General features: G+C 70.1%; 23 protein-coding genes. 14 read left to right on the forward strand and 9 right to left on the reverse strand.

What is annotated here, in order from left to right; genetic code table 11:
- Nucleotides 1-30: 30 nt before the first annotated feature.
- The 4 genes from araD to ACS5PV_RS03960 all read right to left on the reverse strand — a co-directional run bounded on the left by araD (nucleotide 31) and on the right by ACS5PV_RS03960 (nucleotide 4638).
- Nucleotides 31-1827, reverse strand: coding sequence for an L-arabinonate dehydratase (araD, locus tag ACS5PV_RS03945; protein ID WP_455394067.1), 1797 nt, complete (start codon nucleotides 1825-1827; stop codon nucleotides 31-33).
- 95 nt (nucleotides 1828-1922) lie between these two features.
- Nucleotides 1923-2786 (reverse strand): ABC transporter permease, encoded by an 864-nt coding sequence (locus ACS5PV_RS03950; protein WP_455394068.1) that lies wholly within the window; start codon nucleotides 2784-2786, stop codon nucleotides 1923-1925.
- 28 nt (nucleotides 2787-2814) lie between these two features.
- Nucleotides 2815-3582 carry an ABC transporter ATP-binding protein gene (locus ACS5PV_RS03955; RefSeq protein WP_455394069.1) on the reverse strand — a complete coding sequence of 256 codons (768 nt, stop codon included), beginning with the start codon at nucleotides 3580-3582 and terminating at the stop codon, nucleotides 2815-2817.
- A 30-nt stretch (nucleotides 3583-3612) separates the two neighbouring features.
- Nucleotides 3613-4638, reverse strand: a complete 1026-nt coding sequence (locus ACS5PV_RS03960) for an ABC transporter substrate-binding protein (RefSeq protein WP_455394070.1) — start codon at nucleotides 4636-4638, stop codon at nucleotides 3613-3615.
- Nucleotides 4639-4817: 179 nt separating this feature from the next.
- Here ACS5PV_RS03960 and ACS5PV_RS03965 point away from each other — a divergent pair, with 179 nt between their 5' ends.
- Nucleotides 4818-5513, forward strand: coding sequence for a GntR family transcriptional regulator (locus ACS5PV_RS03965; RefSeq protein ID WP_455394071.1), 696 nt, complete (start codon nucleotides 4818-4820; stop codon nucleotides 5511-5513).
- 208 nt (nucleotides 5514-5721) lie between these two features.
- Here the strand turns inward: ACS5PV_RS03965 and ACS5PV_RS03970 are convergent, their stop codons facing one another.
- Complete coding sequence (locus ACS5PV_RS03970; RefSeq protein ID WP_244538404.1) at nucleotides 5722-6171, reverse strand: Lrp/AsnC family transcriptional regulator; 450 nt, start codon at nucleotides 6169-6171, stop codon at nucleotides 5722-5724.
- Nucleotides 6172-6342: 171 nt separating this feature from the next.
- Here ACS5PV_RS03970 and ACS5PV_RS03975 point away from each other — a divergent pair, with 171 nt between their 5' ends.
- The 4 genes from ACS5PV_RS03975 to ACS5PV_RS03990 all read left to right on the forward strand — a co-directional run bounded on the left by ACS5PV_RS03975 (nucleotide 6343) and on the right by ACS5PV_RS03990 (nucleotide 9847).
- Complete coding sequence (locus ACS5PV_RS03975; RefSeq protein WP_455394072.1) at nucleotides 6343-7608, forward strand: D-amino acid dehydrogenase; 1266 nt, start codon at nucleotides 6343-6345, stop codon at nucleotides 7606-7608.
- Nucleotides 7609-7868: 260 nt separating this feature from the next.
- Nucleotides 7869-8600, forward strand: coding sequence for a DUF429 domain-containing protein (locus ACS5PV_RS03980; RefSeq protein WP_455394073.1), 732 nt, complete (start codon nucleotides 7869-7871; stop codon nucleotides 8598-8600).
- A complete protein-coding gene (locus tag ACS5PV_RS03985; protein ID WP_455394074.1) occupies nucleotides 8597-9121 on the forward strand; it encodes an NUDIX hydrolase in 525 nt (174 codons plus the stop codon). The genes ACS5PV_RS03980 and ACS5PV_RS03985 overlap by 4 nt, the downstream gene beginning before the upstream one ends.
- 27 nt (nucleotides 9122-9148) lie before the next feature.
- Nucleotides 9149-9847 (forward strand): carbonic anhydrase, encoded by a 699-nt coding sequence (locus ACS5PV_RS03990; RefSeq protein WP_455394075.1) that lies wholly within the window; start codon nucleotides 9149-9151, stop codon nucleotides 9845-9847.
- A 100-nt stretch (nucleotides 9848-9947) separates the two neighbouring features.
- On the opposite strand, the gene ACS5PV_RS03995 is transcribed toward ACS5PV_RS03990, so the two are convergent.
- Together ACS5PV_RS03995 and ACS5PV_RS04000 are read right to left on the reverse strand one after the other, a co-directional pair.
- Nucleotides 9948-10694: an aspartate/glutamate racemase family protein gene (locus ACS5PV_RS03995; RefSeq protein ID WP_455394076.1), complete on the reverse strand. Its 747-nt coding sequence runs from the start codon at nucleotides 10692-10694 to the stop codon at nucleotides 9948-9950.
- Nucleotides 10695-10711: 17 nt separating this feature from the next.
- Nucleotides 10712-11431 carry a GntR family transcriptional regulator gene (locus ACS5PV_RS04000; protein ID WP_455394077.1) on the reverse strand — a complete coding sequence of 240 codons (720 nt, stop codon included), beginning with the start codon at nucleotides 11429-11431 and terminating at the stop codon, nucleotides 10712-10714.
- A 244-nt stretch (nucleotides 11432-11675) separates the two neighbouring features.
- Here ACS5PV_RS04000 and ACS5PV_RS04005 point away from each other — a divergent pair, with 244 nt between their 5' ends.
- Genes ACS5PV_RS04005 through ACS5PV_RS04020 form a run of 4 tightly spaced genes read left to right on the forward strand, consistent with a single transcriptional unit; the run spans nucleotide 11676 to nucleotide 15066 of the window.
- Nucleotides 11676-12698 (forward strand): ABC transporter substrate-binding protein, encoded by a 1023-nt coding sequence (locus ACS5PV_RS04005; protein WP_455394078.1) that lies wholly within the window; start codon nucleotides 11676-11678, stop codon nucleotides 12696-12698.
- The gene (locus tag ACS5PV_RS04010; RefSeq protein ID WP_455394079.1) at nucleotides 12682-13539 is read left to right on the forward strand and encodes an ABC transporter permease; all 858 of its coding nucleotides are present in this window, start codon (nucleotides 12682-12684) and stop codon (nucleotides 13537-13539) included. The genes ACS5PV_RS04005 and ACS5PV_RS04010 overlap by 17 nt, the downstream gene beginning before the upstream one ends.
- A gap of 46 nt (nucleotides 13540-13585) precedes the next feature.
- Nucleotides 13586-14356: an ABC transporter ATP-binding protein gene (locus ACS5PV_RS04015; protein ID WP_455394080.1), complete on the forward strand. Its 771-nt coding sequence runs from the start codon at nucleotides 13586-13588 to the stop codon at nucleotides 14354-14356.
- A complete protein-coding gene (locus tag ACS5PV_RS04020; RefSeq protein WP_455394081.1) occupies nucleotides 14353-15066 on the forward strand; it encodes a maleate cis-trans isomerase family protein in 714 nt (237 codons plus the stop codon). The genes ACS5PV_RS04015 and ACS5PV_RS04020 overlap by 4 nt, the downstream gene beginning before the upstream one ends.
- 217 nt (nucleotides 15067-15283) lie before the next feature.
- Here ACS5PV_RS04020 and ACS5PV_RS04025 read toward each other — a convergent pair whose 3' ends face one another.
- A complete protein-coding gene (locus ACS5PV_RS04025) occupies nucleotides 15284-15793 on the reverse strand; it encodes a ferritin-like domain-containing protein (protein WP_455394082.1) in 510 nt (169 codons plus the stop codon).
- Nucleotides 15794-15998: 205 nt separating this feature from the next.
- Between ACS5PV_RS04025 and ACS5PV_RS04030 the strand changes: the two genes are divergently transcribed.
- The 5 genes from ACS5PV_RS04030 (at nucleotide 15999) to ACS5PV_RS04050 (ending at nucleotide 18416) form a co-directional block, all read left to right on the forward strand.
- Nucleotides 15999-16184 (forward strand): hypothetical protein, encoded by a 186-nt coding sequence (locus tag ACS5PV_RS04030; RefSeq protein ID WP_099904172.1) that lies wholly within the window; start codon nucleotides 15999-16001, stop codon nucleotides 16182-16184.
- Nucleotides 16185-16237: 53 nt separating this feature from the next.
- The gene (locus ACS5PV_RS04035; RefSeq protein WP_455394083.1) at nucleotides 16238-16459 is read left to right on the forward strand and encodes a hypothetical protein; all 222 of its coding nucleotides are present in this window, start codon (nucleotides 16238-16240) and stop codon (nucleotides 16457-16459) included.
- A 157-nt stretch (nucleotides 16460-16616) separates the two neighbouring features.
- A complete protein-coding gene (gene bla, locus ACS5PV_RS04040) occupies nucleotides 16617-17510 on the forward strand; it encodes a class A beta-lactamase (protein WP_455394084.1) in 894 nt (297 codons plus the stop codon).
- A gap of 30 nt (nucleotides 17511-17540) precedes the next feature.
- Nucleotides 17541-18011, forward strand: a complete 471-nt coding sequence (gene ybaK / locus ACS5PV_RS04045) for a Cys-tRNA(Pro) deacylase (RefSeq protein ID WP_455394085.1) — start codon at nucleotides 17541-17543, stop codon at nucleotides 18009-18011.
- A gap of 66 nt (nucleotides 18012-18077) precedes the next feature.
- Nucleotides 18078-18416 (forward strand): hypothetical protein, encoded by a 339-nt coding sequence (locus tag ACS5PV_RS04050; RefSeq protein WP_455394086.1) that lies wholly within the window; start codon nucleotides 18078-18080, stop codon nucleotides 18414-18416.
- A gap of 140 nt (nucleotides 18417-18556) precedes the next feature.
- On the opposite strand, the gene ACS5PV_RS04055 is transcribed toward ACS5PV_RS04050, so the two are convergent.
- A complete protein-coding gene (locus ACS5PV_RS04055; RefSeq protein ID WP_455394087.1) occupies nucleotides 18557-19132 on the reverse strand; it encodes a TetR/AcrR family transcriptional regulator in 576 nt (191 codons plus the stop codon).
- Nucleotides 19133-19168 lie beyond the last annotated feature (36 nt).

Consider the following 19168-nt stretch of genomic DNA (forward strand, 5'->3'; position numbering starts at 1 on the left):
GGGGGCTCCGGACATTCGTCCGGAGCCCTATCAGTAGATCGCCGGCTCCGGCACCGGGGCGCCGTACTCGGTGCGCAGGAAGTCGAAGTCGCAGCCCTCGTCCGCCTGCTGGATGTGGCGCGAGAACATCACGCCGTAGCCGCGCTCGTAGCGCGGAGCCGGCGGGGTCCAGGCGGCGCGCCGCCGCTCCAGCTCCTCGTCCGACACCTCCATGCGGATCGAGCGCGCCTCGACGTCGATGCTGACGATGTCGCCGGTGCGCAGGAGCGCCAGCGGGCCGCCGATGAACGATTCCGGTGCGACATGGAGCACGCAGGCGCCGTAGCTGGTGCCGCTCATCCGCGCGTCCGACAGGCGCAGCATGTCGCGGTGGCCTTGCTTGAGGAGCTTCTTCGGCATCGGCAGCATGCCCCATTCGGGCATGCCCGGGCCGCCCTGCGGGCCGGCATTGCGCAGGACCAGGACGTGGTCGGCGGTGACGTCGAGGTTCTCGTCGTCAATCGCTGCCTTGAGAGAGGGGTAATCGTCGAAGACCAGCGCCGGGCCGGAATGCTTGAGGAAGCGCTGGTCCATCGCCGCCGGCTTGATGACGCAGCCGCTCGGCGCGAGGTTGCCCTTCAGCACCGCGAGCGAGCCCTGGCCGTAGACCGGGTTCGACAAGGGCCGGATCACGTCGGCGTTGTAGACCCTGGCGCCCTGGATCGCCTCGCCCAGCGTCTGGCCGCTCACGGTCAGGCAGTCGAGGTGCAGGTGCTCGCGGATCTCGTTCATCAGCGCCCGGATGCCGCCGGCGTAGAAGAAGTCCTCCATCAGGTAGGCGTTGCCGCTGGGGCGGACGTTGCCGATCACCGGCACCACGCGGCTGTAGCGCTCGAAATCGTCGAGGCCGATCTCGTGGCCGGCGCGGCGCGCCATGGCGATCAGGTGGATGATCGCGTTAGTCGAGCAGCCCATCGCCATCGCGACCGCGATGGCGTTCTCGTAGGCCTCGCGGGTCTGGATCCGCTGCGGGGTCAGGTCCTCCCACACCATGTCGACGATGCGCCGGCCGGATTCCGAGCACAGCCGGATGTGGCCGGCATCGGCCGCCGGGATCGAGGAGCCGCCGGGCAGCACCATGCCGACGGCCTCGGCGATCGCCGTCATGGTCGAGGCGGTGCCCATGGTCATGCAGGTGCCGTAGGAGCGGGCGATGCCGCCCTCGATCCCGAGCCAGTCCTGGTCGGTGATCTTGCCGGCGCGCAATTCGTCCCAGTACTTCCAGCTGTCGGAGCCCGAGCCCAGCACCTTGCCCTGCCAGTTGCCGCGCAGCATCGGTCCCGCCGGGATGTAGATCGCCGGCAGGTTCATGCTGGTGGCCCCCAGCAGCAGGCCCGGGGTGGATTTGTCGCAGCCCCCCATCAGCACCGCGCCGTCGACCGGGTGGGAGCGCAAGAGCTCCTCGGTCTCCATCGCCAGCATGTTGCGGTAGAGCATGGTGGTCGGCTTGACGAAGCTCTCGGAGACCGAGATCGCCGGCAACTCGACCGGGAAGCCCCCCGCCATCAGGATGCCGCGCTTCACGTCGTCGACGCGGTGCTTGAAGTGGGCGTGGCAGGGCTGGAGGTCGGACCAGGTGTTGAGGATCGCGATGACCGGCTTTCCGGTCCACTCCTCGGGGGCGTAGCCCATCTGCATCGCCCGCGAGCGGTGCCCGAACGAGCGCAGGTCCGCCGGGCCGAACCAGCGCGCCGAGCGCAACGAGGCGGGGTCGCGGCGCACGGCCTGCGGGCCGTCAGGGATGGTGCCGGGCTCGAGTTCGGACGGGGGGAGCGGGTCGCGGGCCATTTTTTTCGAGGCTCCTGTTGGTGTTCGACGGTTCATGTCAGGCGCACCGCCCGCCCCCTTCCCCCTCTGCGGGGGAGGGTTCACAGCGGCGCCCGTCAGTGCTGCAAGCCCCACTTCTGCACGGTCCGCCGCTCCAGCGTGCGGAAGATCAGGTTCTCGACCACGAGGCCGATGATGATGACCGTCAGCAGCCCCGCGAACACCGCCGGGATGTCGAGGAGGTTGCGGTTCTCGAAGATGAACCAGCCGAGGCCCCCCGCTCCCGACGACACGCCGAAGACCAGCTCCGCCGCGATCAGCGTGCGCCAGGCGAAGGCCCAGCCGATCTTGAGGCCGGTGAGGATCGACGGGAACGCCGCCGGGATCAGGATCTTGGTGACGTAGGGAATGCCCTTCAGCCCGTAATTGCGCCCGACCATCCGCAGCGTGTTCGAGACGCCGCGGAAGCCCGAATGGGTGTTGAGCGCCACCGCCCACAGGACCGAGTGGATCAGCACGAAGACCAGGCTGCCGTTGCCGAGCCCGAACCAGATCAGCGCCAGCGGCAGGAGCGCGATGGCCGGCAGCGGATTGAACATCGCCGTCATCGTCTCGAGGAAGTCGGTGCCGATGCGGGTCGAGATCGCCACCATGGTGAGCGTGGCGGCGAGCAGGATGCCTGCGGCGTAGCCCATCAGCAGCACCTTGATCGACGTGAAGGCGCGATTCGGGATCGTGCCGTCGATCGTCTGCTGCCACAGCGTGGTGACGGTGTCGGAGAAGGTCGGGAACAAGAGCGGGTTGTCGAGGAAGCGGGCGTAGATCTCCCAGATCAGCGCCAGCACGACGATGATCGCGGTCTTGCGGACGAAGCCCGAGTTCCACAGGATCTCGGCGGTGCCGAGCTGGCGCTCGACCGCGCCGTCGGCGGCGGGCGCCGCGTCGCTCATGATGATGCGGGCCGGCATGGTGGCGCTCATGGCTTGTGCCTCCTCTCGGGCGCGGCGATCAATGGTGATGGGCGGGCTCGTCGGCAAACAGCAGGTCGTGGATCTGCTGCTCGAGCTGGCCGGCGCTGCCGTCCTGCGCCGAGACCTTGTCGACGTCGCGCACCTCGGCCTTGACCCGGCCCGGATGCGGCGAGAGCAGGAGGATGCGGTTGCCGATCTTGATCGCCTCGGCGATCGAGTGGGTGACGAACAGCACCGTGAACTTGGTCTCCTCCCAGAGCTGCAGGAGCTCGTCCTGGCAGGTGCGCCGGGTGAGCGCGTCGAGCGCCGCGAAGGGCTCGTCCATCAGGAGGATGTCGGGCTCCATCGCCATGCCGCGGGCGATCGCCACGCGCTGCTTCATCCCGCCCGACAGGGTGTGGGGGTAGCTGTCGACGGCGCGCGTCAGGCTGACCTTCTCAATATAGGCGCGTGCCCGCTCCTCGGCCTCGCGGCGGGGCATTTTTCTGGCGTTGAGGAGCGGGAACATCACGTTCTCCAGCACCGTCTTCCAGGGCAGGAGCTGGTCGAACTCCTGGAACACCATCATCCGGTCGGCGCCGGGCTCCTTGACCACCCGGTCCTTGATGCGGATCTCGCCCTCGCTCGGATGCAGGTAGCCGCCCACGGCCTTCAGCAGAGTGGACTTGCCACAGCCCGACGGTCCGAGCAGCACGAAGCGGTCGGAGGTGTCGACCTTGAAGCTGACGCGCTCGGTCGCGGTGACGAGCACGTTGGGCGTCTTGTAGCGCAAGGTGACGCCGCGGACGTCGAGGAGCGCGGTCATGATGGCGTGTCCCTTCCCGGCGAGATCGCGTCAGCTGCCGCTCAGGTCGTGGGCGACCGGCAGGTAATAATCGGTCCAGGCCTTCGGCTTCGTCCGCAGGGTGCCGATCCGCCCGAGATGCTCGGCGAAGCGCATCGTGCCTTGCGGCTGGAGATTGAACTCCATCATGCCGGGCTCACGCAGATAGCTCAGCAGATCCTCGACGCTGGTCTTGTCGCCGGTCACCTCGCGGTAGATCTCGACGGCCTTGCGGGTATCCGAGCGGATCAGGGCCTGCGCCTCTTCCGACGCTGCCCGCACCGCCTGGACGATCTTCGGGTTGGCGTCGGCGAACTTGGTGGTGGTGAAGAACTGGCCCTGCGTCAGCGGCCCGCCGATGATGTCGGGCGAGCGGGCGACGATGTGGGCGCCGGGCACGGTGCGCAGCTCGACGTACTGGAACGGGGGCGCGGCGAAGTGGGTCTTGATCTCGTGGGTGGGGTTGGCGAGCGCGATCGCCGCGTCCGGGTGCCCGAGCTGCACCGTGTTGGCGTCGAGCCGGCCCGACTGGTCGGCGCCCCACAGCTCGCCCGCCGCCATCTGGAGCAGGATCGCCTGCGTCGAGACCTTGACGGTCGGCACCGCGACCTTGTCGCCGGGGGCGATGTCCTTGATCGTCCTGATCTTCGGGTCGCGGCTGACGAGCAGCAGCGGCAGCGCCGAGGTGGCGACGATGCCCTTCACCCCGCCCCGCGTGCGGTCCCACAGCAGCAGCAGGTTGCCGGTGCCGGTATTGACGATGTCGACCCCGCCGGCGAGCAGCGCGTCGGTCTGGCTGCCGCCGCCCGAGAAGGTGATCCACTTCGTCTTGACGCCCGGCACGCCCAGCCGCTCGGCGTGCTTCTCGATCAGCCCCTGCTTCTCGATGACGTGGGTCGGCAGGTAGATGATGCCGGGCTGGCGCGTGATCGCGATCTCGCTCTTCTGCTGCGCGGCCGCCGGGCCGAATCCGGCGAGCAGCGTGCCGGCGGCGAGGAGGCCCGCCGCGAAGGCGCGGCGCGCGGGCGAGTGGATCATGGGCGTTCTCCCGGGGCCGCCGTCTGGGCGGCGCGTGCCGGCCGCTGTGTTTCTGGTTCGTCGGCCTGACCGCCTCACTAAAATGGTAATGCATTAGTATGTCAACCGGGAACGGGGCGTGCTAGGCTGCCCCTGGGGCGGCTCCGGCTGCCTCGCGTCCTCGACCGGGTTCGACTGCCATGAACGCCGTCTTCGCCGGTGCGCAGCGTCTGCGCGACCGCTCGCGCCACGCCGCCCCGCAGGTCTTCGACCTGATCCGGGAGAAGATCGTCTCGCTCGATCTCGCCCCCGGCACGGTGCTGTCGCGTCCCGAATTGCAGGCGAGCTTCGGCCTGAGCGCCACCCCGATCCGCGACGCGCTTCTGCGCCTCCAGGAGGAGGGCCTGGTCGACATCTTCCCGCAATCGGCCACCGTGGTGAGCCGCATCGACCTCGCGGCGGCGCGCCAGGCGCAGTTCCTGCGCCGCGCCGTCGAGCAGGAGGTGGTGCGCACCCTGGCGCTCGCGCCCGACCGGGCCCTCGTCGCCCGGCTCCAGGCCTTCGTGGCCGAGCAGGGAATCTTTGCCGACGAAGGCGACCTCGCCCGCCTGTCGGCGAGCGACGAGGCCTTCCATCGGGCGCTGTGCGAGGCCGCCGCCGTGCCCGACCTCTGGGACCTGATCCGCCGCCGCAGCGGCCATATCGACCGCCTGCGCCGGCTGCACCTGCCGGTCGAGGGCAAGGCGCAGCAGATCGTCGCCGATCACCGGCGGATCGTGGCGGCGCTCGCCGAGGGCGCGGCGGAGGCGGCGCAGGAGGCCCTGCGCGACCACCTGTCGAAGTCGATCGCGCTCGGCGACGAGATCCGGGCGCGGTGGCCGGCGTATTTCGCGTGACGCTCTCACCCCCCTGCCCTTTCCCGGACGACTGTAGCGAAGCGGAAGGAGATCCGGGATCCAGGGGAGAGATGCCGCGAAGCGGCTCTGCAGATTGCACCGTTGCAGACACAAGGACGCTTCGCGACTTTTTATGCTGGATCCCGGATCTCCTTCCGCTGGCGCTTCAGTCGTCCGGGAAAGGGCCAGCCTCGTTCTGAGAGGGAAATTACCCCCGCCCCACCACCGTCCGGATCGCGAAGCTCGACTGGATCCGCGCCACGCCGGGCAGGCGCGACAGCACCTCCTTGTGCAGGCGCTCGTAGTCGCCCGCATCCGAGACTTCGATCCGCATCAGGTAGTCGGACAGGCCGGTCATCAGGTAGCAGTCGCGCACCTCCGGGCAGCGGCGCACCGCCGCCTCGAAGCGGTTGAGCGATTCCTCGGTCTGCCGCTCCAGGGTGATCTGGGTCAGCACCACCATGTGGTGCTCGCGCTCGTCGGCCTCGATCAGGGCGGTGTAGCCGCGGATGGTGCCGTTCGATTCGAGCAGCCGCAGGCGGCGCAGGCAGGCCGAGGGCGACAGGCCGACCTTGGCGGCGAGATCGGCGTTGCTGATGCGCCCGTCGTCGCGCAGGACGCGCAGGATGCGCGCGTCGATCTCGTCCCGCCCGGCCACCGCGCAATCTCCTGTCGTCCGACCGCAGATTGGTGCGTGTCGTAGCACAATCTCGCACGTCCTGCGCCGATCCGGCGGGAAATTCGGCGATCGTTGCGCGACACTCCCCTCATCGACCAGGCGCCGGGTCGGGCACGGACAGGCAGGGCGCGACTCTAAGGATTTTCGGCGATGCGCGTTCTGATCCTCGGCGGCGGCGTGGTCGGCGTCACCTCGGCCTACTACCTCGCCAAGGCCGGCCACGAGGTCACGGTGCTCGACCGCCAGCCGGGCGCGGGCCTCGAGACCAGCTTTGCCAATGCCGGCCAGGTCTCGCCCGGCTACTCGGCGCCGTGGGCCGCCCCCGGCATCCCCGTCAAGGCGATGAAGTGGCTGATGATGCGCCACCGGCCGCTGGTGCTGTGGCCGAGCCTGGAGCCCAAGCTCTACGGCTGGCTCGCGCAGATGCTGGCGAACTGCACCGAGGACGCCTACCGCCGCAACAAGGGCCGGATGGTGCGGCTCGCCGAGTACAGCCGCGACGTGCTGCGCGACCTGCGCCTCGAGACCGGCATCACCTACGATCACCGCGAGAAGGGCACGCTCCAGCTCTTCCGCACGCAAAAGCAGCTCGACCATGTCGGCGACGATACCGGCGTGCTCGACGAGTACGGCGTTCCCTACGAGGTGCTCGACCCGGCGGGCTGCATCGCGGCCGAGCCGGCGCTCGCCCGGGTCGCCGGCAGCTTCGTCGGCGGCCTGCGGCTCCCCGGCGACGAGACCGGCGACGCGCATCTCTTCACGCAGCGGCTGGCGGCGCTCTGCGAGCGCATGGGCGTCACCATCCGCTACGGCGCGACCATCACGAGCCTTCGCCAGGAGGGCGGCCGGATCGCCGGCGTGGGGCTTGCCGGCGGCGAGGTGCTGACGGCAGATTCTTATGTCGCCGCCATGGGCAGCTACACCCCGATGATGCTCAAGCCGCTCGGCATCGCGCTGCCGGTCTATCCGGTGAAGGGCTACTCCCTGACCCTGCCGATCACGGATGCCGAGGCCGCCCCGGTCTCGACCGTGATGGACGAGACCTTCAAGGTGGCGATCACCCGCCTCGGCGACCGCATCCGCGTCGGCGGCACGGCAGAGCTCGCCGGCTTCAGCCAGGCTTTGCGCGGCCCGCGCCGGGCGACCCTGGAGCGCTCGGTCCTCGACCTCTTCCCGGAAGGAGGCGACGTCTCGCAGGCGAAGTTCTGGACGGGCCTGCGCCCGATGACCCCGGACGGCACCCCGATCGTCGGCGCGACCGCGTATTCGAACCTCTACACCAATACCGGCCACGGCACCCTCGGCTGGACCATGGCCTGCGGCTCGGGCCGGCTGCTCGCCGACCTGATCGGCGGCCGGGCGCCGGAGATCGACCACCAGGACCTTGCGGAGTCGCGCTACGCCAAGGCGGCGTGAGGCGTTCCACGACAGTAACTGACACCCTCCTGGTCATCCCGGGGCCGAGTAGCGGAGCCCGGGATCCAAATGCGCCGATGCTTGTTCGGCTCAGGCGCAATGCTTCGCGAAGATCCGCTTTGTCCCACCCACGGCCTCATCCTGAGGTGCTGCGCAGCACCTCAGGATGAGGCCGTGGGTGGAATAGCCGTAGAAACGTCGACGCCTCGCGACAACAGCCCTCCCCGCGCTAGATCCATGCCCCGAGCGGAGAAACGGGAATGACGTGGGTCGCAGGGGTGGACGGGTGCCCGGGCGGCTGGGTGGCGGTCTTCGCTCCGCGCGACGGCGACCCCGACACCATCCGCGCCCGCGTCCTGCCAAGCCTCGAAGCCGTCTGCGACGCGCCGGAAGCGCCCGCGATCGTCGCCGTCGACATCCCCATCGGCCTGCCGGACCGGGTCGGCCCCGGCGGGCGCGCGGCGGAGGTGCTGGTCCGCGCCCTCCTTGGACCCCGGCGCGCCTCGGTGTTCCCGACTTCGGCCCGCAGCGTCGTCTACGCGCCCGACTACACGGCGGCCATCGCCCTGTCGCGCCGGCCCGAGACCCAGCCCTTCGCCCCCTCCCCGCCCGCCAACGCCATCTTTCCCCGCATCCGCGAGGTGGACGGCCTGCTGCGCGCCCGGCCCGAGTTGCAGGCGCGGGTCTACGAGGTGCATCCGGAACTCGCCTTCCTGTGCCTCAACGGCGGCACCCCGCTCCCCGAACCGAAGCGCAAGCCCGCCGGCGCGGCGCTGCGGCGCGATCTCCTGGCAAGAGCCGGCCTGCCGGCCGACCTCGCGGCGCCCCGCGGCGCCAAGCCCGACGACCTCCTCGACGCGCTGGCGGCGCTCACTGTGGCGCGGGCCATCGCCAACGGGCGCGGGGTGCCGTATCCCGATCCGCCGGAGCGCGACGCCCACGGCCTGCCGGCCGCGATCTGGACGCTTCCCCCCAGCGAGGCACCCGCATGACCGAAGCTCCCACCGCCCTTGCGACCCGCGACATCGCCCGCGCCCTGGTGCTCGACCCGGCGGGCCGCCTCCTGCTGATCGCCTACGAGGCCTCGCGCGACGTCGATCCGGGCCGGCCGGGCGACCGGACCTTCTGGTTCATGCCCGGCGGCGGCATCGAGCCCGGCGAGACGCCCGAGGAGGCCTGCCGGCGCGAGCTGGAGGAGGAGATCGGCGTCAAGGACGTCGCCCTCGGTCCCCAGGTCGCCCGCTGCGACGGGCCGTTCACGCTGTTCAACAAGCCGCGCTTTGCCCGCGAGCGCTACTTCGTGGTGCGGCTGCCGGACGATACCGTCGATACCAGCCGGCTCGCCGAGACCGAGGACAACCCGGTCTACGGCACCCGCTGGTGGCCCCTCGACGAGCTCGCCGCGACCCGGGAGCGGGTCGAGCCGCAGGGGCTGGCGGATCTCGCCCGGCGCCTCGTCGCCGGCGAGACCCCCGAGGTGGTGACGTTGTCCTGGGGCCCGGGCGCAGCGTAAGCCCACATCTGCCGAAGGAGCACGACCATGACCGACGCGACCCCCTTCCCCCCGGCGCTGACGGAGGGCTACCGCGCCTTCCTCGACGACCGGTTCGTGCGCGAGCAGGACCGCTACGCCAGCCTCGCCGAGGGGCAGAGCCCCGAGATCCTGATCATCAGCTGCTGCGACAGCCGGGTCTCGCCGGAGGTGATCTTCGACGCGCGGCCGGGCGAGCTGTTCGTGGTGCGCAACGTCGCCAACCTGGTCCCGCCCTTCGAGACCGGCGGCGAGTACCACGGCACCTCGGCGGCGCTCGAATTCGCCGTGCAGGCGCTCAAGGTGAAGCACATCGTGGTGCTGGGCCACGCCCGCTGCGGCGGCGTGCGCGCCTTCGCGGACGACGCCGCGCCGCTCTCGCCCGGCGACTTCATCGGCCGCTGGGTCTCGCTGATCCGCCCGGCGGCGGAGGCGCTCGGCGACGAGCCGCGCGGGCCGGACTACCTCGAGCAGCTCGAATTCGCCACGGTGACGAACAGCCTGCGCAACCTGATGACGTTCCCGTGCGTGCGCATCCTGGTCGAGCGCGGCAAGCTCCAGCTCCACGGCGCGCATTTCGGCATCGCCACCGGTCAGCTGCGCATTCGCGACCCCGAGACCGGCGAGTTCCGCCTCGCCGAGCCCGACCGAGCGGCCGGCGCGACGAAGCTGATCCGGTGCCAGGACGAGGCGGGGAGTGGTGGCTGAGAAGGCTTTCTCCCCGCCTGTCCCAAGTTGAGCGCGTCCCCCTCTCCCACTCGGGAGAGGGGATCCCGCGACCTCCTGGTCTCACGTCATCGCAGTGAAATCACTGCTCCGAATGCCCGATCCGCGCCGCCAGCGCCGGCGCGAGGCCGGTGCTCGGCTTCGGATCGGGCCGCCGGAACGTCCCGGCGGTCGCCTTGCGCGGGCGCTGCGCCGCCACCGCCTCGGCGAGCTTGACCGCCGCCACCACCTGATCGACCACCGGAACCGGCAGCCGGTCGCGCACCCGGGCGCCGAGACCCGTCAGCGGCGCGCCGGCAAAGATCAGCACGTCGGCACCATCCTCGTCCACCGCGACGCGGGCGAGGTCGATCAGCTGCGCCTCCTTCTCCTCCTGCACGGAAGACAGGGCGGAGAAGCGCCCTTCCAGCGCCCGCACCCCGGCGCAGCGCTGCTGGAGGCCGTGGGCGGCGACGCATTCCTCGTACCAGGGCACGAGCGCGCGGGCGAAGGTGACGAGGCCGAAGCGCCGGCCGAGCAGGCAAGCCGAGAGCATCGCGGCCTCCGCCAGGCCGACGACCGGGGTGTCGAACAATTCGCGGGCACCGAACAGGCCGGGATCGCCGAAAGCCGCGATGATCGCCGCATCGACCGGAGGCGCCTCGGCCAGCATCTCGAGCGCGAGCGCGCCGCCGATCTGCGCCTCGGCGCGGGTCGCGATGTAGGGCACGCCGCGGGGCGCGGTGGCCGTCAGGATCTCGGTGCCGGGCGAGGCGACCGCGGCGCCGGTGGCGCGCATCAGCTCGGTCACGTCGGAGCTGGTATTGGGGTTGAGGAGCAGCAGGCGCATCGGCGGTCTCTCGTCAGTCAGGCGGCATCGGGCCGGGCGAGGCCGGACAGCAGAGCCGTGCCGGTATGGCCGACATGGTCGGCGAGCAGGCGGCCGGCGCACGCGGCGTCGCGGGCCTCGAGCGCTTCGAGGATCGCCCGGTGCTCGGCGACCGATTCGTCCCAGCGCGCCCGGCTGTCGAGGGCGCGGCGGCGGGCGATCTCGGCCCGGGCGTGCAGCGCCTCGTGCGCCTCCCGCAAGGGGGCGTTGCGGGCGCAAGCCACGATCAGGGCGTGGATGCGCTGGTTGAGGGCGAAGTAGGGGCCGAGTTCGCCGGCCGCGTGGTGCGCCTCCATCTCGGCCTGGTACGCGCGTAAGCGCTCCAGCTCGGCCGGGGTGATGCGCGCAGCTGCCAATTCGGCCGCGGCCCGCTCGATGGCGGCGATGGCCTCGAACAGCTCGGTCACCGCGTCCGCCCGCAGCTCCGCCACCCGGGGCGAGCGGTTGGGCCGCAGCTCCACCAGCCCCTCGACGGCGAGCAGCTTCAGCGCCTCACGCAGCGGCGTGCGCGAGATGCCGAGCGCCGCCGACAGCTCGGTCTCGACCAGAGCCGCGCCGGCCGGCAGCGTCCCCTCGACGATCAGCGCGCGCAGGCGCTCCGCCGCCTGGTCGTGCAGGCCGCGGCGCGGCCGCAGGGCCGCGGCCTCCAGCAGCACCGGTTTGCGCGGGCGCCCGCGCGGGCGCCGGACCGGGTCCATGCGTGTCGCTCTCCTTGTGCCGTCGGGATGCGACCATAGCCGCTCACCTCAGCCACGGGCGCTTCAATTCCAGGCAATTCTGCTGCCTACCTCGGCAGTTGGCATCAATTGCATGCAGAGTACGAAAAATCCATTGCGCCGGCCTCGCACCCGTCCCACCCTGATCTCGCGGCGGCACGGACAGTCCCGCCAGCTCCTTCGAGACGCCCGATCGCGCGCCCCTCACGAGCGAGGTCCCAAGACCATGCGCCGCCATCTCGGCCCCCTGCTGGCCGCCGCCCTCTGGTCCTTCTCGCCCGGGTCCCTCACGCCGGCCTCGGCGCAGGAGGCGCCGGTGAAGGTCGGCTACGCCAAATGCGCCCATTGCCTGCCGGTCGCCCTGCTGCCGGGGCTCGCCAAGGAAGCAGGCAAGGGCGCGACGATCGACGCCACCGGCTTCAATTCCGGCAACGACGTGCTGACGGCCCTGATCGCCAAGAGCCTCGATGTGGCGCAGGTCACCTACCTCCACTACGTCACCGCCCTCGACAAGGGCTTCGACATCGTGGCGGTGGCCGGCGAGGTGAACGGCGGCTCGGAATGCCTGTCGTCGAAGGCGCTGAACCTAAAGGCGGACGACTGGGCCGGGTTCAAGGCCGCGGTGGAGAAGGCGAAGGCGGCGGGCACGCCGCTGAAGGTCGCGGCCTCCCGCGGCAACGCGCAGGACATCCACATGCGCGGCGCCTTCCTCAAGCAGGGCATCAACCCGAACAAGGACGTGCAGTTCGTCAACATCCCGAACCCGTCCGACCACCTCGCGGCGATGCAGCGGGGCGAGATCGACATGGTCTGCTCGGTCGAGCCCTTCGCCTCGCAGATCCGCATGGCGGGGGCCGCACACCGCTTCGTGCTGCCCTACGACCAGGCCGCCGGCAACCTGACGAACCTGATCGTCACCCGCTCCGACGTGATCGCGAAGAACCGGGCCGGGGTGCAGGCGGTGGTCGATGCCGACGTGGCGCTCGTCGAGAAGCTGAAGGCCGACAAGGCCGTCTGGATCGACGTCATCAACCAGAAGACCGGCCTGTCGAAGGAGGTCGCCGCCGAGGCGATCACCAACGCCGAGCCGGATTACCGGATGCATCGCGCCAAGACGCTCGCCATCGCCGCGATGATGCGGGACCTCAAGTACATCAGCCGCGACGTCTCGGCCGACGTCGAGAAGCACATGGACTTCTCGTTCCTGGAGGCCGCCACCAAGAAGTCCCGCGATGGCCTCGGCTACTGAGACCGCGCCGCTCGCCCCCGCGGCTCCCGCCCGCCGGCTGCCCCGGCGCCTCGTCGCCTTCGCCGAGCGGGCGGCCCTGCCGCTCCTCCTCGTCGCCGGCTGGGAGGCTTTCGCCCGCTCCGGCGCCCTGCCGGCGGCCCTGCTGCCGGCGCCGAGCACCGTGCTGCACGCGCTCGGTGACTGGCTCTTCGGCATCGACGAGAGCACCCAGACCTATTCCGGCCACTGGGTGCCCGACGCGCTGGCGAGCCTGACCCGGGTCGCGGCCGGCTACGCCATCGCGGCGGTCTCGGCGATCCTCCTCGGGGTCGCGATCGGCTGGTGGCGGCTCGTCGAGCGCACCGTCGAGCCGACCCTGCAGATGCTGCGGCCGATCCCGCCGGTGTCGTGGATCCCGCTCGCCATCATCTGGTTCGGCATCGCCGACAAGCCGGCGATCTTCTTGGTCTTCCTCGGCGCGTTCTTTCCGGTGCTGATGAACACCATCCACGGCGTGCGCGGGGTCGACCGCAACCTGATCCGGGCTGGTTCCATGATGGGCGCCTCCGAGCGCCAGCTCCTCACCGACATCGTGCTGCCGGCCGCCCTGCCGTCGATTTTTTCCGGGTTGCGCATCGCCATCGGCTCGGCCTGGATGCTGACGGTGACGGCCGAGATGGTCGCGGTGAAGAGCGGGCTCGGCTACGTGCTGTGGGATTCCTACTATTTCCTGCGCTACGACATCGTGCTCGCCGCGATGATCTCGATCGGGCTCCTCGGCTACCTGTCCGATCTTGGCCTCAAGGCGCTGATGGCTTCGGTGCTGCACTGGCAGAAGGGCACGACGGTGCAGGGGCGGTGAGCCGCCCCTCCCCTTCCTCCGGATTCCCTCGTCCACGGAGCTCCCGATGAGCGCGATCGACCTCGCCGACGTCCAGAAGGTGTTTCGCGACCGCGACGGGCGCGACCTCGTGGCGGTGGAGCGCACCCGCGCCACGATCGAGGCGGGCGAGTTCGTCTGCCTGCTCGGCCCCTCGGGCTGCGGCAAGTCCACCCTGCTCAACATGATCGCCGGCTTCGAGGCGCCGAGCGCCGGCGAGATCCGGGTGGCCGGCCGGCGCGTCGAGCGGCCGGGGGCCGACCGCGGCGTGGTTTTTCAGCAGCCGACGCTGATGCCGTGGCTCACCGTCATCGACAATGTCGCCTTCCACCTCAAGCTGAAAGGCGTGGGGAAACCTGAGCGGCACGAGCGGGCCAAGGCCTATATCGACCTTGTCGGGCTCACCGGTTTCGAGCGGCACTACCCGGCGGAACTGTCGGGCGGCATGAGCCAGCGGGTCGGCATCGCGCGGGCGCTCCTGATGAACCCGGCGGTGATCCTGATGGACGAGCCCTTCGCGGCGCTCGACGCCCAGACCAAGATCGAGATGCAGGAGGAGCTGGTGGCGATCTGGCAACGGGTCGGCGCCACGGTGGTGTTCGTCACCCACTCGGTCGACGAGGCCCTGGTGCTCGGCAATCGCATCGCCGTGATGAGCCGGCGCCCGGGCCGCATCCGCGAGTTCATCCCCTTCGACTTAGCCAGGCCGCGGGACGTGACGAGCCCGGAATTTAACGACATGAAGCGCCGCGTGCTGGGGATGATCCGAGAGGAATCGAGCCGGAAGGTCGCGGCATGATCCGCCTCGGGATGCTGACCCCGTCCTCGAACACCCGGTTGGAGCCGGCGACCGCGGACCTGCTGCACGATACGCCCGACCTCACCGCGCATTTCTCGCGCTTTCGCGTCACCGAGATCACCCTCTCGGCGGCGGGGCTCGGGCAGTTCGACGAGGCGCCGATCCTGGACGCGGCCGCCCTGCTTGCCGACGCGAAGGTGGACGCGATTGCCTGGAACGGCACCTCGGCGGCGTGGCTGGGATTTCCCCGCGACGAGGCCCTGTGCGCCCGGATCACGGACGTCACCGACATCCCGGCGGCGACCGCAGTGCTGGGTTTTCGCGAGGCCTTCACCCGCGCCGGCATCCGGCGCGTCGGCCTCGTCACGCCCTACACCGGCGACGTGCAGGCGAGGATCCAGGCGAACTGGGGAGCGGCCGGCTTCGATTGCACGGCCGAGCGCCATTGCGGGCTCTCCGACAACTTCTCCTTCGCGGAGGTGCCAGAGGCGGAAGTCAGCGCCATGGCCCGGGCGGTCGCGGCGGAGGGCGCCGAGGCGGTGGCAATCGTCTGCACCAACATGGCGGGGGCGGCGATGGCCGCGGATCTCGAGGCCGAGCTAGGCATCCCGGTCTACGATTCGATCGCCGTCACCCTGTGGGCGGCCCTGCGCGCCGCGGGCGCCGATCCCGGCCGGATCACCGGCCGAGGGGGACTGTTTCGGCTCTGACGGACTGTTTGGTGTGAACGACAGATCCGTCCCATCCTCGGCCTCATCCTGAGGTGTCAGTCGATCGTCCATCGTCGATCGACTGACCTCGAAGGAGGCCTCCAGATGTCTCTGTGCTCTCTGGAGGCCTCCTTCGAGGCCGCTATGCGGCACCTCAGGATGAGGTCGTGGAGGGGACGGATCGGATAGTCGGTATTGCTACGAAAATCTCCGAGACTTACCGGTCGGCCTTGTCGCCGCTGACCGTCAGCTCCAGGTAGCGGCGCGTCGTCGGCCGCACGAGGTCGGCCATTTTTTGCGCCATCGCCAGCTCCTCCCGCAGCGACATCTCGAAGGCCGGCAGCCGGGCGCTCTGTCCGGCCGCTTCGGCGAGCGTGATCAGCGCGTCGTAGGCTGCCGCCTCGTAGTTCTCGAAGGCGCGGTTGGCGAAGGCGTTCTTCAGGATCTCGTCCTGGGCCGGGGTGTGGGCGAGCGCCGCCATGTTGCCCATGAAGCCGAGCACGCCCTCCTTCAGGGCCGACGGGCTCTCGGACATCGCCGCCAGGGCCTCGTCGAGCCGGTCGCGCTGGCCGTGCGTCTCGGTGATGTGCCGGCGCAGGGCCGCCTCCATGTCGGGGTAGCGCTCCAGGCGCTCGACCTGCCGCTCCATGATCTGGAGCGCCTGCAACTCGAGCGCGTGGGTGTTCTTCAGCGCGGTCACGTACAGCGAACGGACGTCCTCGGCCATCTCGGGGGCTCCTTCGTGGCATGGTGGGGCAGGTGCCTGCTGACCGGGCCAACGCCCCCCGCCAGCGCCGGTTCTCCCAAAATACTTATACTGTGACAAAGTATCCGAGGGGTGCGGGCGTGCCAGGAACGCCCGGAGAGGCCCGGCGTTGTCTGCCCTCCACGGCGAGACCAGCTCCTCGCCCCACCACTCAAGGGAGATCGCCATGACCGCGTCACCCCCGCCCGTGCCGCCGGCCAACCGCTCCGACAAGGGCCCCGGCAGCGCCGAGCGTGCTCCGACCGAGACCGGGCCGAAGGGCGCCAACCAGACCAAGGACCCGGACAAGATCGGCCAGGCCGGCAACTCGAAGGTGAACACCACGAACCAGGGCTACCAGCAGGATCGGTGATCCGCAGGATTGACGCCTTCCCACGGACAAGAGCTTCGAGGATCGGAGACCCTATGAGCACCTCGGACAAGACCGGCGCCGCCAACCGCCACCATGGCGGTCCGGGCAGCAGCCATCAGGCGCCCGACCGGCCCGACCCCACCGCCAAGGCCGGCCCGAACCCGGGCTCCGCCACCAGCGACAGCCGCTCCCACGTCTCGGGCGGCGGCGGCGAGCGCGACCGGCACCACACCCACGATCCCGACCGCAAGGGGCACTCGCCGCGGTCGCATTGAGGCGAAGGGCGCCGCGCCCTGGGGAGACACCTTTCGTTAAGGGTGTTTCCCGTGAAACGTGGGGCGGGCGCCCCGATCCCGTCACGGCCTCAGCGCGATATCGCCCAGGTCGTGCGGCAAGCGAGCCTCCCTGACGAACCGCGCAGGGAGCCCCACGATGTTCCACCCCGCCCGTCCTCAGCCCGGTCTCACCCGCCGCGCCGCCCTGATCGGCACCGCGCTCGCGGCCTGCGCCGTCCGCAGCGCCTCGGCCGCCGAGGATGCGGTCGCCCGTCTGGCACAGCTGGAGCGGCGCGACGGCGGCAGGCTCGGCGTCGAGGTGCGCGACACCGCCACCGGCCGCCGCTTCGGCCACCGCGCCGACGAGCGCTTCCCGATGTGCTCGACCTTCAAGGCCGTCGCCGCCGCCGCGGTGCTGGCCCGCATCGACGCGGGCAAGGACGACTTGAACCGCCGGATTCATTACGGCCGCGACGCCCTCCTCAGCTATGCCCCGGTCACGGCGAAGAACGTCGAGACCGGCATGACCCTCGCCGAGCTCTGCGCCGCCGCCGTGGTGTGGAGCGACAACACCGCCGCCAACCTGATGCTCGACACGCTCGGCGGACCGGAGGGGATCACCGCCTTCGCGCGCGCCCACGGCGACACGGTCACCCGCCTCGACCGCACCGAGCCGACGCTCAACACCGCGATCCCCGGCGATCCCCGCGACACCACCAGCCCGGCGGCGATGGTGGGGCTCCTGGAGAACGTCCTCCTCGGGCGTGCCTTGTCGGCGGAGTCGCGCACGCGGCTCACCGGCTGGATGCACGACAGCCCGACCGGCCTCAAGCGCGTGCGCGCCGGCCTGCCGGAGGGGTGGCGCACCGCGGACAAGACCGGCACCGGCGACAACGGCACCGCCAACGTGGTGGCGCTGATCCACCGGCCGGACGGTGCGCCGATCCTCGCTTCGGTGTATCTCACCGGCTCGCCGGCCGAGCCGGCCGCCCGCGACGCCGTGCACGCCGAGGTCGGCCGGCTGATCGCCCGGACCCTGGCCAGCGCCTGACCGCCCCGAGACGTCCCGCCCGACGATCCCATGTCGAAGACCACCCGCGCCACGCAAGCCCTCGCCCGCGCCGGCATCCCGCACAGCGTCCACGCCTACGACTACGACCCGGACGCGACCCGCATTGGCCTCCAGGCGGCGGAGGCGATGGGCGTCGGACCGGGCGAGGTATTCAAGACCCTGATGGCCGCCGTCGATGGCAAGCCGGTCTGCGTGCTGGTCCCCTCCGACCGCGAGGTGTCGCTGAAGAAGCTCGCCGCCGCCTTCGCGGGGAAATCCGCCGCGATGATGCGCCCGGCCGAGGCCGAGCGGCTGACCGGCTACCATGTCGGCGGCATCAGCCCGCTCGGGCAGAAGCGATCGGTCCCGACCCTGGTCGACGCGGCCGCCCTCGCCCTGTCCGAGATCTTCGTCAATGGCGGCCAGCGGGGGTTGCAGGTGCGGGTGAAGCCCGACGATCTCGTGCGCCTGCTCCAGGCCCGCATCGAGGCGGTGACCTGACGCAAACGCGGCGTTAACCACGATCCGCCAAGGCTCTGCATCGAGAGCGGATGCGGGGACGGGCGGATGGGTGACGGCGTGCGGCTGCTGGCGGGCCTGATCGTCCTCGGCCTCGCGGGACCGGCGAGTGCGGCCGACATGCCGGAGCCCGGCTACTGGCCGGCGCCGCGGCCCGGGCCGGGCGCTCCCCCGCCCCCGCGCTACTTCCCGCGCGGCGACAGCGACGCCTCGCCCATCACCCGCGCCGATCCCGCCTGCCAGGGCTTCGTGCCGACCAACGCACCCGGCGACCCGACCTATGTCGGCTCGCCCTTCGGCATCGGCAAGCCGAGCTATTACGGCTTCCCGCCCCCGCGCGGCGTCGACGATCCGTACGGGCGCCGAGTCGCCCGGGGATGCTTCTAGGGTCAAAGCGCGATCAGCTTGACCCTATGAGGGTCTGCTGACGACCCTACTCGGACCCTCGGAAGGTCTGCTTCTAGGCAATCTGATTGAGTGTGCCTGAACGGCCAAAGCTGGTCGATTGTGGTCCGCACTCCTCTCGATCAGCTCGGGAGCAATCCCACCTTCTGATAGCTCTCGATCAACGAGTCGAACAAATTGATGTCTGAGCGGCTTCGGGCTATGATCTGTGCTCCTGCAACAGCAGCATAGATAGCACGGGCTCTCGACTCGCTATCGACCGGATCAACTAATTGGGCATCGACCAGTTGCTTGCGTAGCCACGCCGTGTTGACATCAGCAAAAGCCTGGACTTCTTTTAATACAGGATCTGGCAACTCGTCATGTTCCGTAGCCATAAAGCTGCTGAGACACATACGATTATTGCGCGCCAGAGATAAGCGAAAAATACCAGGATATTGCTCCAAAGCGTCAATCGGGCTCTGAGCGCCCGTAGAAATAGCTTCAAGATCGCGTGCTATATCTTCCCAATAACGACGCGCCACCGCCTCGCCGAGGAGAGCCTTATTGGCGAAGTAGTAGTTGATGCTTGCGGCCTTGATGCCGACAGCCTCCGCGAGGTCGCGGAAATTGATGCCGCCATAGCCATAGGCCATCGCGGCCTCCTTCGCGGCCGAGAGGATCGCCTCTCTCACGTTCGCCTTCAATGTCGCTGCCATCTCAACCTCCATCTGTCATATGGCAGACAGGGGTTG

Source organism: Methylobacterium sp. Gmos1, assembly GCF_053764715.1.

Bases quoted from the DNA above. Each gene is read 5' to 3' on its own strand.
- araD (WP_455394067.1), bottom strand. From the start codon at position 1,827: ATGGCCCGCGACCCGCTCCCCCCGTCCGAACTCGAGCCCGGCACCATC.
- ACS5PV_RS03950 (WP_455394068.1), bottom strand. From the start codon at position 2,786: ATGAGCGCCACCATGCCGGCCCGCATCATCATGAGCGACGCGGCGCCC.
- ACS5PV_RS03955 (WP_455394069.1), bottom strand. From the start codon at position 3,582: ATGACCGCGCTCCTCGACGTCCGCGGCGTCACCTTGCGCTACAAGACG.
- ACS5PV_RS03960 (WP_455394070.1), bottom strand. From the start codon at position 4,638: ATGATCCACTCGCCCGCGCGCCGCGCCTTCGCGGCGGGCCTCCTCGCC.
- ACS5PV_RS03965 (WP_455394071.1), top strand. From the start codon at position 4,818: ATGAACGCCGTCTTCGCCGGTGCGCAGCGTCTGCGCGACCGCTCGCGC.
- ACS5PV_RS03975 (WP_455394072.1), top strand. From the start codon at position 6,343: ATGCGCGTTCTGATCCTCGGCGGCGGCGTGGTCGGCGTCACCTCGGCC.
- ACS5PV_RS03980 (WP_455394073.1), top strand. From the start codon at position 7,869: ATGACGTGGGTCGCAGGGGTGGACGGGTGCCCGGGCGGCTGGGTGGCG.
- ACS5PV_RS03985 (WP_455394074.1), top strand. From the start codon at position 8,597: ATGACCGAAGCTCCCACCGCCCTTGCGACCCGCGACATCGCCCGCGCC.
- ACS5PV_RS03990 (WP_455394075.1), top strand. From the start codon at position 9,149: ATGACCGACGCGACCCCCTTCCCCCCGGCGCTGACGGAGGGCTACCGC.
- ACS5PV_RS03995 (WP_455394076.1), bottom strand. From the start codon at position 10,694: ATGCGCCTGCTGCTCCTCAACCCCAATACCAGCTCCGACGTGACCGAG.
- ACS5PV_RS04000 (WP_455394077.1), bottom strand. From the start codon at position 11,431: ATGGACCCGGTCCGGCGCCCGCGCGGGCGCCCGCGCAAACCGGTGCTG.
- ACS5PV_RS04005 (WP_455394078.1), top strand. From the start codon at position 11,676: ATGCGCCGCCATCTCGGCCCCCTGCTGGCCGCCGCCCTCTGGTCCTTC.
- ACS5PV_RS04010 (WP_455394079.1), top strand. From the start codon at position 12,682: ATGGCCTCGGCTACTGAGACCGCGCCGCTCGCCCCCGCGGCTCCCGCC.
- ACS5PV_RS04015 (WP_455394080.1), top strand. From the start codon at position 13,586: ATGAGCGCGATCGACCTCGCCGACGTCCAGAAGGTGTTTCGCGACCGC.
- ACS5PV_RS04020 (WP_455394081.1), top strand. From the start codon at position 14,353: ATGATCCGCCTCGGGATGCTGACCCCGTCCTCGAACACCCGGTTGGAG.
- ACS5PV_RS04025 (WP_455394082.1), bottom strand. From the start codon at position 15,793: ATGGCCGAGGACGTCCGTTCGCTGTACGTGACCGCGCTGAAGAACACC.
- ACS5PV_RS04030 (WP_099904172.1), top strand. From the start codon at position 15,999: ATGACCGCGTCACCCCCGCCCGTGCCGCCGGCCAACCGCTCCGACAAG.
- ACS5PV_RS04035 (WP_455394083.1), top strand. From the start codon at position 16,238: ATGAGCACCTCGGACAAGACCGGCGCCGCCAACCGCCACCATGGCGGT.
- bla (WP_455394084.1), top strand. From the start codon at position 16,617: ATGTTCCACCCCGCCCGTCCTCAGCCCGGTCTCACCCGCCGCGCCGCC.
- ybaK (WP_455394085.1), top strand. From the start codon at position 17,541: ATGTCGAAGACCACCCGCGCCACGCAAGCCCTCGCCCGCGCCGGCATC.
- ACS5PV_RS04050 (WP_455394086.1), top strand. From the start codon at position 18,078: ATGGGTGACGGCGTGCGGCTGCTGGCGGGCCTGATCGTCCTCGGCCTC.
- ACS5PV_RS04055 (WP_455394087.1), bottom strand. From the start codon at position 19,132: ATGGCAGCGACATTGAAGGCGAACGTGAGAGAGGCGATCCTCTCGGCC.